Consider the following 12580-nt stretch of genomic DNA (forward strand, 5'->3'; position numbering starts at 1 on the left):
CATGGGCACGGGGCTTGCCATGTCAGCGGGCATTATGAATCACGGCCGCCGCCGCGGCTGTTCTCACCGCCTTTTCTACCCGCTTCGGAGGCTTTCTCCCGGTCGTTGGCAAAGTTGCCGCCCGAGGCCTGGCCACCTTTGCGGCCGGCTTCCGAAGCCCGCTCAGGGTCGTTGGCAAAATTACCGCCAGAGGCCTGCCCGCCTTTGCGGCCGGCTTCTGCGGCACGCCCAGGGTCGTTGGCAAAATTACCACCCGATGCCTGCCCTCCCTTGCGCCCTGCCTCGGATGCACGCTCAGGATTATTGGCGAAGTTACCCCCTGATGCATGGCCGCCCTTTTTCCCGGCTGCCGATGCCTTTTCACGATCGTTAGCGAAATTGCCAGGATTGTTATTTCCTGTGTTAGCCATTTCATTCACCTCGTTTAGTTAATATCAACGAGCCTTGCTGACTCGTCTTATTCGGAAAACATGACGCCGCCAAGGTTTTAAGAAAACGTTGTAAACGGCGACGAATGGTCAATGCCCGATTTATATTGCCGCCGCCATGATCTTTATTGCATCAGGCTATTAAGCAGGTCGAGACTGAAACTTCCTGTGGGAGCGAGCTTGCTCGCGATGGCGGTGTGTCAGTCGATATCAATAAGGCTGATCCAACGCTATCGCGAGCAAGCTCGCTCCCACATGGGGAAAACAGTGCGTGTCTTTCCACGCTGTCCGCCAAAGGCCAAGTGGCGCCGGCACCCCATTGCACCGGTCTCGTCACCCTGGCCTCGCGCCGTTCCAGGAAGCCAAAACTCGCGGGCTGCCGGTGTTGTCCTGCACCACCGCACTGACCGGCTTGCGGCGTCCGGATACCCTGTCGCCGATACCCGGATTCAAGAATGCTCAGGGTGAAATCGGATCGCTCGCCGGAAACGTTTCCTCCAGCGCGTCGTCCAGTTGGTTATCGGTGACATTCCGCTCACCCACCTTGCCACTGCGTTCGCAATGGCAGTCGGGGGCCGGACACGGCTCACCGTTGGGATGTTGTTCGGCACACGCCTGGCTGCAATAAGCCTCGCCGTCGTGGTTGAACATCCGTTGCGGATCCACCTCGCATTGGCAATCGGGGCAACCGCACTTTAGTTTGCTCATGCTCTTTCTCCCGAAGTAATAAGTCGAAGGCGCCGTCAGGAAGAGCCCACCATCAACTGGACCTCAAGGTTGGCCGTCGCCACACCGTGGTTTGCCACATACACATCGGCGGTCCAGCCCTTGGTCTGGTTGTGATAGGACTGAGTGCCCAAGGCCGTGCCGCTGTCCCACTCCAGGATGTCGCCAATATCGATGTCATTGGCCGAACGCAGCGCTAGCACGGTATGGCCGTGCTCCTGCCCCACGTACACACCCACCATTGCGCGCGGTCGATTGATGGCCCGTACTTCACCGATGGTCTGTTTCATAAGCCTCCCCTGCGACAGGTTCAGAGCGACCGAAACAACCCGATTGCTCTTTCGCACATAAGTGTGGAGGCCCCTCCTGCAAGGAAAGTTTGCAGAACAGCGCCGCTGAGCGACGAAAGGCGTGACGCAGGCCCCGTGCTCGACAGTGCTACCCTCAACGAATCCAGGCCCACGGAGAAACACCCATGCCGGACGATTTCCATCGCGAACCGCTCGATCAGTTGCAGGCGTACCTGGCCGGACGCCGCTTCCTGGTGCTCACCGGTGCTGGCATCAGCACCCCTTCGGGCATCCCCGACTACCGCGACAGCGACGGTGTACGCCGGGGTCGACAGCCGATGATGTATCAGGAGTTCCTCGCCCAGGCCGAGGCAAGACGGCGCTACTGGGCGCGGGCGATGCTGGGCTGGCCACGGGTGCGGCAGGCCAGGCCGAACGCAGCTCACGAGGCCTTGGCCCAATTGCAGGCACGGCAGCGCATCACCGGCCTGATTACCCAGAATGTCGACACCCTGCATGACCAGGCCGGCAGCCAGGACGTCATCGAACTGCACGGCAGCCTGCATCGCGTGCTGTGCCTGGATTGCGGCCAGCGCAGCGAACGACAGCAGATTCAACAGTTGATGGAAACCGAAAACCCTTACCTGGCCGGTGTCGATGCGGTGCAGGCACCCGATGGCGACACCCTGCTCGACCCGGCCTTCGAGGCGCGCTTCCAAGTGCCTCGCTGCCCTCATTGCGGCGGCGAGCGATTGAAACCCGACGTAGTGTTTTTCGGCGAGAACGTCGCCCCCCTCACCGCGACCCGCGCCGTGCAAGCCGTCGAGCAAGCGGACGGCCTGCTCGTGGTGGGCTCGTCGCTGATGGCGTATTCGGCGTTTCGCCTGTGCCGGGCCATCAAGGACCAGGGCAAGCCGCTGCTGGCGATCAACCGAGGCAAGACCCGGGCCGATGAGCTGCTGGACCTCAAGCTTGAAGAGCCGTGTGAGCAACTGTTGCCACTGTTGATCTGACACCACGCCATACCCCTGTGGGAGCGAGCTTGCTCGCTCCCACAGGATCAGTGGTAGCCTGCGGTCAATGTGCCCAAATCCTGATCCCTGAGCGTATCGAACAACGCCTGCGCCGCCGCAGACAGTTCATGCCCCGGCTTGGTCAGCACCCCGATGGCCCGTTCGATCACCGGATCGCTCAAGGTGATGCAGCGGGCGCCCAGCTCATGCATCTGCCCGACGCACAGCGCCGGCACGGCACTCACCCCCAGCCCGCTGGCGACCATCCGCCCGACGGTCGCCAATTGGTGGCTCTCGAACTCCACAGGCAGTTTCATGCCCCGGGCCCGCAGATGCTCCTCCAGCATCACCCGTACGGTGGAGGGCCGTTGCAGCGTGATGAAGGGCTGTTCCAGCAGGGTTTCCCAGTGGATTTCGTCGCGCAGGGCAAACGGTGAGTCCAACGGCACTACCGCGACGAAGCGATCCAGATACAAGGGCGTGAACGCCAATGACGAACCCTGCATCGGCTCGAACGCCACACCCAATTCGACATGACGATCGCGGACCATTTCCAGTACTTGCTCGTTGATCACGTCGTTGACCGTGACGTTGACATTCGGATAGCGGGCGCGGAAGGTCTTGAGGATCGGCGGCAGCAGGTTGCCGGCAAACGACGGCATCGCCGCCAACGTCACGCGGCCACGCTGCAAGGTGAAGCGCTGGCGCATTTCGTCCTCGGCGTTGTCCCAGTCGGCAATCAGCCGTCGGGCCAGTGGCAGCAAGGATTCGCCTTCGGGCGTCAGCGCCACGTTACGGGTATTACGGCTGAACAAGCGACCGCCGAGGCCTTCTTCCAGGGCCTTGATGGTCAGGCTCAGGGCCGACTGGGACAGGTGCAACCGCTCGCAGGCCACGGCAAAGCTCAGGCTCTGGGCCACGGCGAGGAAGGCGCGGATTTGCTTGAGGGTCATGCTCGCTACGCTCCAGGGTCTATTGTTGAGTTTTATCAATCAATCCAACCTAAAAATCAACTTAACAAATATATGACTTGGCGCAACACTGCATCCCATTGCGACCCCATCAAGAATAAAAGAGGTGTCTATGGCAGGTTTCGACAAACGCGTGAGCTCTTATGAGGAAGCGCTGGAAGGCTTGAAGGACGGCATGACCGTCATCGCCGGCGGCTTCGGCCTGTGCGGTATCCCGGAAAACCTGATCGCCGAGATCAAGCGCAAGGGCATCCGCGACCTCACCGTAGTGTCCAATAACTGCGGCGTCGACGGCTTCGGCCTCGGCGTGCTGCTGGAAGACCGGCAGATCCGCAAGGTGGTCGCCTCCTACGTGGGCGAAAATGCCCTGTTCGAGAAGCAACTGCTCAGCGGTGAAATCGAAGTCGTACTTACCCCCCAAGGCACCCTCGCGGAAAAAATGCGCGCCGGCGGCGCAGGCATCCCGGCGTTCTTCACCGCCACCGGCGTCGGCACCCCGGTGGCCGAAGGCAAGGAAGTGCGTGAATTCCATGGTCGCCAGTACCTGATGGAAGAATCCATCACCGGCGACTTCGCCATCGTCAAAGGCTGGAAGGCCGATCATTTCGGCAACGTGATCTATCGCCACACCGCCCAGAACTTCAATCCACTGGCCGCCACGGCGGGCAAGATCACGGTGGTGGAAGTCGAAGAAATCGTCGAACCCGGCGAGCTGGACCCGACGCAGATCCACACCCCTGGCATCTACGTCGACCGGGTCATTTGCGGCACGTTCGAAAAACGCATCGAACAGCGCACCGTGCGTAAGTGATCCCCTGCCCCCGGCCCGAATGAAGGAATAACAACATGGCACTTTCCCGCGAACAAATGGCTCAACGCGTCGCCCGCGAAATGCAGGACGGCTACTACGTGAACCTGGGCATCGGCATTCCGACCCTGGTCGCCAACTACATTCCCGAAGGCATGGAAGTCATGCTGCAATCGGAAAACGGCCTGCTCGGCATGGGTGCGTTTCCCACCGAAGCCGAAGTCGATGCCGACATGATCAACGCCGGCAAGCAGACCGTCACCGCGCGCATTGGCGCGTCGATCTTCTCTTCGGCCGAATCGTTTGCCATGATCCGTGGCGGGCATATCGACCTGACCGTGCTCGGCGCGTTCGAGGTGGACGTGGAAGGCAATATTGCCTCGTGGATGATCCCCGGCAAGCTGGTCAAGGGCATGGGCGGCGCGATGGACCTGGTGGCCGGTGCCGAGAACATCATCGTCACCATGACCCATGCGTCCAAGGACGGCGAGTCGAAACTGCTGCCGCGTTGCAGCCTGCCGCTGACCGGCGCCGGTTGCATCAAGCGGGTGTTGACCGACCTGGCCTACCTGGAAATCCAGGACGGCGCCTTCATCCTGAAAGAACGTGCCCCGGGCGTCAGCGTCGAGGAAATCGTCGCCAAGACCGCCGGCAAATTGATCGTGCCGGACCACGTGCCTGAAATGCAGTTCGCTGCCCAGTGAGGAGAGATTCGATGCAAGAAGTCGTGATTGTCGCCGCTACCCGTACCGCCATCGGCAGTTTCCAGGGTTCGCTGGCTTCCATTCCCGCGCCGGAACTCGGTGCCGCGGTGATTCGTCGCCTGCTGGAACAGACCGGTTTGTCGGGCGAACAGGTCGATGAAGTGATTCTTGGCCAGGTGCTGACCGCAGGATCCGGACAAAACCCGGCTCGCCAGGCGGCGATCCTGGCCGGCCTGCCTCATGCGGTGCCGGCGCTGACCCTGAACAAGGTCTGCGGTTCGGGACTCAAGGCGTTGCACCTGGGCGCCCAGGCGATCCGCTGTGGCGACGCCGACGTCATCATCGCCGGCGGCATGGAGAACATGAGCCTGGCCCCGTACGTGTTGCCGGCCGCCCGCACCGGCCTGCGCATGGGCCACGCGAAGATGATCGACAGCATGATCACCGACGGCCTGTGGGATGCCTTCAACGATTACCACATGGGCATCACCGCCGAGAACCTGGTGGACAAGTACGGCATCAGCCGCGAGGAGCAGGACGCTTTCTCTGCCGCGTCCCAGCAGAAGGCTGTCGCCGCCATCGAGGGCGGTCGGTTCGCCGATGAGATCACGCCGATCCTGATTCCCCAGCGCAAAGGCGATCCTGTGGCGTTCGCCACCGACGAACAACCGCGCGCCGGCACCACCGCCGAATCCCTGGGCAAGCTCAAACCCGCCTTCAAGAAGGACGGCAGCGTCACCGCTGGCAACGCGTCTTCGCTGAATGATGGCGCCGCCGCCGTGATCCTGATGAGCGCGGAAAAAGCCAAGGCCCTGGGCCTGCCCGTGCTGGCGAAAATCAGTGCCTACGCCAATGCCGGCGTCGACCCGGCCATCATGGGCATAGGCCCGGTCTCGGCCACCCGCCGCTGCCTGGACAAGGCTGGCTGGTCGCTGGATCAACTGGACCTGGTCGAAGCCAACGAAGCCTTCGCCGCCCAATCGCTGGCCGTGGCCCGGGAACTGAAATGGGACATGGACAAGGTCAACGTCAACGGCGGCGCCATCGCCCTGGGCCACCCTATCGGCGCATCGGGGTGCCGAGTCCTGGTGTCGCTGCTGCATGAAATGATCAAGCGCGACGCCAAGAAAGGCCTCGCGACACTGTGCATCGGCGGCGGCCAAGGTGTGGCCCTGGCGCTGGAACGGGCATAACCGATACAGGTTCAACGGTGGCTGCGCGGACCCACGAATATCCGCACAACCACTGGCACCACCACCGGCGCAATCTCGGTTGCGCCGGTTTTTTTTGCCTGCTGTTTTGCGCATGGCCTACCGACCTCATCGCGAGCAAGCTCGCTCCCACAGTGGATCTGTGGTGTTCTGGGATTCTGTGCCCACCGCCAATCCCCTGTGGGAGCGAGCTTGCTCGCGATGGCGGTGGGTCAGGCGACGATGAGCCGTCAGGAACCTGCGCCAAACCGGTCGCGGCTGTTGGTCAGGTGCAGCCACATGGCGGCGCGGGCGGCGTCCGGGTCCTGGCGTTTGATGGCGTTGAAGATCGCCTCATGCTCGAGGTTGGCCAGTTGTGCCAGCTTGCCCAGGTCCGCCTGACCGCGTTCGGCCACGTTCACTCGGGTCCTGGGGATCATCGCACTGCCCAGGTGCTGCATGATTTCGACAAAACAGGCGTTGTCCGTGGCTTCGGCGATGAGCAGATGGAACCGCCGGTCGGCCTCGACACAGCTGTCGTTGTTGCTGGACAGCCGCTGATAGTCATCCAGCGCCTGGCGCATCTGCTGCAACTGGTGTTCGCTGCGGCGCTGGGCCGCCAATGCCACCGCCTGGGTTTCCAGGCCCAGGCGCAGCTCCAGGATTGCCCGCACCCCTGCCGCAGTGTCGACATTGAGCCGCAACCCCGGCTCGCCGGTTTGCGCCAGCACAAAGGTGCCGATGCCGTGGCGGGTCTCCACCAGCCCCGAAGCCTGCAACTTGGAAATCGCCTCGCGCACCACGGTCCGGCTGACGCCATGCTCGCGAACGATGGCACCTTCCGATGGCAGTTTTTCGCCGGGTTTCAACTGTCCCAGCAAGATGCTCTGGCTCAGCTTCGCCACCAGGTCATGGGCCAGGTTATGGGTACGCTTGCGCAGCGGCGCTTCGGTGTCTTGCATCGCCAGGGTTCCTCGAAAACAGGCTGGTCGATCCTACCATCAGCAGGCTTGAGAGTGAGCATTACAGAACGCCAAACTTGTATGACAACACACCGCACCTGGCGATCGACTTCGAAAATCAACGCCCATAAAAGCTCGATTTCTATCGCACCGTGCGCCCTGCACACCGTCAAAAACTTCAACGACACCCAACAAATACAGCATTAAAAAGTCTGACCGCCCATCCAATCACGCTAAAAAATATCTTGTCACTCAAAAAAATCAGGTTGTATGATGTCTATCAACATCGGCACCTGCACGATGCCCCGCATAAAAATAACGAGTGGGAGAAAACCAGTGAACACATCCAGCCTCAAGGCGAATGCCGGAGCGGATCCGGTGCTGCTGTCGGCCATCGCCAAGGTCAAGCGCCACATCCTGCCGCTGTTCGTCATCATGTTTATCGTCAACTACATCGACCGCGTGAACATCGGCTTCGTGCGCGCCCATATGGAGCACGACCTGGGCATCGGTGCCGCGGCCTACGGCTTTGGCGCCGGCCTGTTCTTCATCGGCTACGCGCTGTTCGAAGTCCCGTCCAACATCCTCTTGCAAAAAATCGGCGCCCGTATCTGGCTGACCCGCATCATGCTCACCTGGGGCCTGGTGGCCGCGGGCATGGCCTTCATCCAGAACGAAACCCACTTCTACATCCTGCGTTTCCTGCTGGGCGTGGCCGAAGCCGGCTTCTTCCCTGGGGTGATCTACTACTTCACTCGCTGGCTGCCGGGTGTCGAACGCGGCAAAGCCATCGCCATCTTCCTCAGCGGTTCGGCCATTGCGTCGCTGATCTCCGGCCCGCTGTCGGGGCTGCTGCTGCAAATCAATGGCCTGGGCATGCACGGCTGGCAGTGGATGTACTTCATCGAAGGGATGTTTTCCGTCGGCCTGTGCGTCTTCGTCTGGTTCTGGCTGGACTCCAAGCCCCACGACGCCAAATGGTTGAGCCGCGAAGAACAAGATGTGCTGGTCAAAACCATCGACGATGAACAGCGCGCACGAGAAGCCGCCTCGCCGATCAAACTGTCCATCGGCCAGTTGCTCAAGGACCGCCAGATCATCCTGTTTTGCCTGATCTACTTCTTCATCCAATTGACGATCTATGCCGCCACGTTCTGGCTGCCGAGCATCATCAAGAAAATGGGTGAACTGAGCGACATCCAGGTCGGGCTGTTCAACTCGATCCCGTGGCTGTTGTCGATCGTCGGCATGTACGCCTTCGCCTCGCTGTCGGCCAAGTGGAAATTCCAGCAGGCCTGGGTCGCCACGGCCCTGTTGATCGCGGCAGCCGGGATGTTCATGTCCACCACCGGCGGGCCGATCTTCGCCTTCGTCGCCATCTGCTTCGCGGCCCTGGGCTTCAAGTCGGCGTCGTCGCTGTTCTGGCCAATTCCCCAGGCTTACCTGGACGCACGGATCGCCGCTGGGGTTATTGCCCTGATCAACTCGGTGGGCAACCTCGGAGGGTTCGTCGCCCCAACCACGTTCGGCCTGCTGGAACAGAACACCGGCTCGATCCAGGGCGGCCTCTATGGCTTGGCGGCCACCTCGATCATTGCCGCGATCATCGTGTTTGCCGCACGCAACACGCCCAAGCCCAAAGCCGTGACAACCCCAGCCGACCCGGCAGCCAGCCACGTCTGATCATTCGATTGTTCAAGGATAAGTACAGATGAGCACCCCAGAAACCAGCAAAGCCCCGATCATCACCAGCATGCAGATCGTGCCCGTGGCCGGCCATGACGGCATGTTGCTGAACCTCAGCGGCGCCCACGGCCCGTTCTTCACCCGCAACATCGTCATCCTCAAAGACAACGCCGGCCACACCGGCGTGGGCGAAGTACCCGGTGGCGAGCGCATTCGCCAGACCCTCGAAGACGCCCGTTCGCTGGTGGTCGGCAGCCCCATCGGCACGTACCAGAAGATCCTCAACACCGTGCGCCAAGCCTTTGCCGACCGCGATGCCGGCGGTCGTGGCCTGCAAACGTTCGACCTGCGCATCACCATCCACGCGGTGACCGGCCTGGAAGCGGCGTTGCTGGACCTGCTCGGCCAACACCTGGATGTACCGGTCGCCGCCCTGCTTGGCGAAGGCCAGCAACGCGATGAAGTGAAGATGCTCGGCTATCTGTTTTACGTCGGCGATCGCCAGCAGACCGACCTGCCCTACCGCAGCGAGCCGGACGCCGACAACGACTGGTTCCGCGTACGCCATGAGAAGGCCCTGGACGCCGACGCCGTGGTCCGCCTGGCCGAAGCGGCACACGCCCGCTATGGTTTCCAGGACTTCAAGCTCAAGGGCGGCGTGCTGCAAGGTGATGCGGAGATCGAAGCGGTCACGGCGCTGGCCGAGCGCTTTCCCCAGGCGCGCATTACCCTGGACCCGAACGGCGCCTGGTCACTCAAGGAAGCCATCCGTTTGTGCCGCGATCAGCACAAGGTGCTGGCCTATGCCGAAGACCCTTGCGGTGCCGAGAACGGCTACTCCGGCCGCGAAGTCATGGCCGAGTTCCGCCGCGCCACGGGCCTGAAGACCGCCACCAACATGATCGCCACCGACTGGCGCGAGATGGGCCACGCCATCACCTTGCAGTCCGTGGACATTCCCCTGGCCGATCCGCACTTCTGGACCATGCAGGGTTCGGTACGGGTGGCGCAGATGTGCAATGAATGGGGCCTGACCTGGGGCTCGCACTCCAACAACCACTTCGACATTTCCCTGGCGATGTTCACCCACGTGGCCGCTGCCGCACCGGGCGACATCACGGCCATCGACACCCATTGGATCTGGCAGGACGGCCAGCGGCTGACCAAGGCACCGTTGCAGATCCAGGGCGGCTGCGTGCAAGTGCCGAAAAAACCGGGACTGGGGATTGAGCTGGACACCGACCAACTGGCCAAGGCCCATGAGTTGTACAAGGGCATGGGCCTTGGCGCGCGGGACGATGCGGTGGCGATGCAGTTCCTGATTCCAGGCTGGACGTTCAACAACAAGCGGCCGTGCCTGGTTCGCTAAAGCGGGCAATATCCCTTGTGGGAGCGAGCTTGCTCGCGATTGCGCAGTGTCAGCCTCTATCCAGGTGACTGATCCACCGCCATCGCGAGCCTGCTCGCGATGACGGCGGCACATCCACATCACCTTCTCAGGCAGACCGCATCGCGAGCAGGCTCGCTCCCACAGGGTTGCATGGCAAGACTCGCGACTAACCCTCCGGCCGCAGGATCAAAACCGCCAACGGCGGCAAGTTGAGTTCCAGCGACAGGGCCTGGCCATGGCTGGGCACCTCTTCGGTGGAGGCTCCACCGCCATTGCCATAGTTGGAACCGGCGTAGGTGTCGGCATCGCTGTTGAGCAATTCGACCCAGCGCCCGCCGAATGGCACGCCGACCCGGTAGGCCTCGCGCGGCACCGGCGTGAAGTTGGCGACCACCAGCACCGGCCGGCCCTCCTTGCTCCAGCGCAGCCAGGCGTAGACGCTGTTAAGCGCATCGTCGCCAATCAACCACTGGAACCCCTGGGGCGCATCATCCTGGTCGTGCAGCGCCGGTTCTTCGCGATACAGACGGTTCAGATCGCTGACCAGTTTCTGCACACCACGGTGCTCAGGGTATTGCAGCAGGTACCAGTCCAACTGCTGGTCGTGGTTCCACTCGCGCCATTGGCCGAATTCACAGCCCATGAACAACAGCTTCTTGCCGGGATGCCCCCACATGAAGCTGAGGTAGGCCCTCAGGTTGGCGAATTTCTGCCAGCGGTCACCGGGCATCTTGTCGATCAGCGAGCGTTTGCCGTGGACCACTTCGTCATGGGAAATCGGCAGGACGAAGCGCTCGGACCAGGCATACACCAGGCCGAAGCTCAGTTCGTTGTGGTGATGGGCGCGGTACACCGGGTCTTGCTGGATGTAGTGCAGCGAATCGTGCATCCAGCCCATGTTCCACTTGTAGGCGAAACCCAGGCCGCCCTGCTGGGTGCTCTGGCTGACGCCCGGCCACGCCGTGGATTCTTCGGCGATGACCAGCGCACCGGGGGTTTCCAGCGCCACCACATCGTTGAGGTGCCGCAGGAAATCGATGGCTTCGAGGTTTTCCCGTCCGCCGTGGCGGTTGGGCACCCACTCGCCGGCCTTGCGCGAATAGTCGCGGTACAACATCGAGGCCACGGCATCCACCCGCAGGCCATCGACGTGGAAATGCTTGAGCCAGTGCAGCGCCGACGCCAGCATGAAACCGTGCACTTCGGTGCGGCCCAGGTTGTAGATCAGCGTGTCCCAATCCTGGTGGAAGCCTTCCAGCGGGTTGCCGTATTCGTACAGCGCAGTGCCGTCGAACTGGGCCAGGCCGTGGGTGTCGGTGGGAAAATGCGCCGGCACCCAGTCGAGGATGACGCCGATATTGGCCTGGTGGCAGGCGTTGACGAACGCCGCGAAATCGTCCGGCGAGCCGAAGCGTGCCGTCGGCGCGAATTGCGACAGCGGCTGATAGCCCCAGGAGCCGCCGAACGGGTGCTCCATGATCGGCATCAGCTCGATGTGGGTGAAGCCCAGGTCCTTGACATACGGGATCAGCCGCTCGGCCATTTCATGCCAGTTGTACTGCCGGGCCACCTCACCCGCCTCGTCGATTTCGCACTGCCAGGAGCCGGCGTGCAATTCATAGATCGACAGCGGCGCACCCGGGAGATGCCGCTCGCGACGGTGCTGCATCCACTCGTCGTCCTGCCACTCGATCTTCAGGGGTGAGGCGACTCTCGACGCCGTGTCTGGCGGCATCTGCGTGGCCAGGGCCACCGGGTCGGCCTTGAGCGGCAGGATGCCGTGGGCGCCGAGGATTTCATACTTGTAACCTTCGCCGGGACCCAGCCTGGGGATGAATATCTCCCACACGCCGGACGGATAACGGATGCGCATCGGATGCCGACGCCCGTCCCAGACGTTGAAATCCCCGACCACCGAAACGCGTCGGGCGTTCGGCGCCCAGACAGCGAACCGCACGCCGTCGATGCCATCGACGGTGGTCAGTTGCGCACCGAGGCAGGAACTGAGGTCGCGGTGATTGCCCTCGCCAAACAGGTAAAGGTCCATCTCCCCCAGCAACGGGCCGAAGCTGTAGGGGTCTTCGGCAACCTGCTCGCCGCCGGCCCAACGGGTGCGCAGCAAGTACGCCTGGGTACGGTCGAAATGGCCGACGAACAGTCCCGGGGTTGCGGTGGATTGCAGCTCCCCCAGCTCTTCGCCGCCATCGCGGGCCAGCACATGCACGCTCAGGGCTCCGGGCAGATACGCGCGAATGAATTGGCCGCCGGCGTCGTCGCCATGAGGCCCCAGGATGGAAAACGGGTCGTGGTGTTCGGCGCGCACCAGCGCGTCGATGTCATGGGGCGCCGGCAGCAACGACTCCTTGGCCTGCCCCTGTGGTTCTTTGTTCGAGACACTCATGATTCTCTCCA

12 protein-coding genes are annotated in these 12580 nt (G+C 62.3%); 6 read left to right on the forward strand and 6 right to left on the reverse strand.

Annotated elements, in window-relative coordinates:
* Positions 1–32 precede the first annotated feature (32 nt).
* From F7R20_RS03940 to F7R20_RS03950, 3 genes are all read right to left on the reverse strand, one after another.
* A complete protein-coding gene (locus tag F7R20_RS03940; protein WP_013692695.1) occupies positions 33–410 on the reverse strand; it encodes a con-10 family general stress protein in 378 nt (125 codons plus the stop codon).
* 477 nt (positions 411–887) lie between these two features.
* A complete protein-coding gene (locus F7R20_RS03945) occupies positions 888–1136 on the reverse strand; it encodes a metallothionein (protein WP_013692693.1) in 249 nt (82 codons plus the stop codon).
* 35 nt (positions 1137–1171) lie between these two features.
* Positions 1172–1444 (reverse strand): hypothetical protein, encoded by a 273-nt coding sequence (locus tag F7R20_RS03950; RefSeq protein WP_003200123.1) that lies wholly within the window; start codon positions 1442–1444, stop codon positions 1172–1174.
* Positions 1445–1629: 185 nt separating this feature from the next.
* Between F7R20_RS03950 and F7R20_RS03955 the strand changes: the two genes are divergently transcribed.
* Positions 1630–2457: an NAD-dependent protein deacetylase gene (locus F7R20_RS03955; protein ID WP_003200121.1), complete on the forward strand. Its 828-nt coding sequence runs from the start codon at positions 1630–1632 to the stop codon at positions 2455–2457.
* A gap of 47 nt (positions 2458–2504) precedes the next feature.
* Here F7R20_RS03955 and F7R20_RS03960 read toward each other — a convergent pair whose 3' ends face one another.
* Positions 2505–3410, reverse strand: a complete 906-nt coding sequence (locus F7R20_RS03960) for a LysR family transcriptional regulator (protein WP_003200120.1) — start codon at positions 3408–3410, stop codon at positions 2505–2507.
* 130 nt (positions 3411–3540) lie between these two features.
* On the opposite strand from F7R20_RS03960, the gene F7R20_RS03965 reads away from it, so the two are divergent.
* Genes F7R20_RS03965 through F7R20_RS03975 form a run of 3 tightly spaced genes read left to right on the forward strand, consistent with a single transcriptional unit; the run spans position 3541 to position 6133 of the window.
* Positions 3541–4239, forward strand: a complete 699-nt coding sequence (locus F7R20_RS03965; RefSeq protein WP_003200117.1) for a CoA transferase subunit A — start codon at positions 3541–3543, stop codon at positions 4237–4239.
* A gap of 35 nt (positions 4240–4274) precedes the next feature.
* Entirely contained in the window at positions 4275–4940 is a 666-nt protein-coding gene (locus F7R20_RS03970) for a CoA transferase subunit B (protein WP_003180355.1), read from the forward strand.
* Between the two features lie 11 nt (positions 4941–4951).
* Positions 4952–6133, forward strand: coding sequence for an acetyl-CoA C-acetyltransferase (locus F7R20_RS03975; RefSeq protein ID WP_003200115.1), 1182 nt, complete (start codon positions 4952–4954; stop codon positions 6131–6133).
* A 248-nt stretch (positions 6134–6381) separates the two neighbouring features.
* Here F7R20_RS03975 and F7R20_RS03985 read toward each other — a convergent pair whose 3' ends face one another.
* A complete protein-coding gene (locus F7R20_RS03985) occupies positions 6382–7092 on the reverse strand; it encodes a FadR/GntR family transcriptional regulator (protein ID WP_003200113.1) in 711 nt (236 codons plus the stop codon).
* 336 nt (positions 7093–7428) lie between these two features.
* On the opposite strand from F7R20_RS03985, the gene F7R20_RS03990 reads away from it, so the two are divergent.
* Together F7R20_RS03990 and gudD are read left to right on the forward strand one after the other, a co-directional pair.
* Positions 7429–8775: an MFS transporter gene (locus F7R20_RS03990; RefSeq protein WP_003200111.1), complete on the forward strand. Its 1347-nt coding sequence runs from the start codon at positions 7429–7431 to the stop codon at positions 8773–8775.
* 28 nt (positions 8776–8803) lie between these two features.
* The gene (gene gudD / locus F7R20_RS03995) at positions 8804–10147 is read left to right on the forward strand and encodes a glucarate dehydratase (protein ID WP_003200108.1); all 1344 of its coding nucleotides are present in this window, start codon (positions 8804–8806) and stop codon (positions 10145–10147) included.
* A 187-nt stretch (positions 10148–10334) separates the two neighbouring features.
* Here the strand turns inward: gudD and glgB are convergent, their stop codons facing one another.
* The gene (glgB, locus tag F7R20_RS04000) at positions 10335–12569 is read right to left on the reverse strand and encodes a 1,4-alpha-glucan branching protein GlgB (RefSeq protein WP_003200106.1); all 2235 of its coding nucleotides are present in this window, start codon (positions 12567–12569) and stop codon (positions 10335–10337) included.
* Between the last annotated feature and the right edge of the window lie 11 nt (positions 12570–12580).

Origin of the sequence: Pseudomonas brassicacearum subsp. brassicacearum (genome assembly GCF_008801605.1) — a bacterium.
Lineage (GTDB): Bacteria > Pseudomonadota > Gammaproteobacteria > Pseudomonadales > Pseudomonadaceae > Aquipseudomonas > Aquipseudomonas brassicacearum.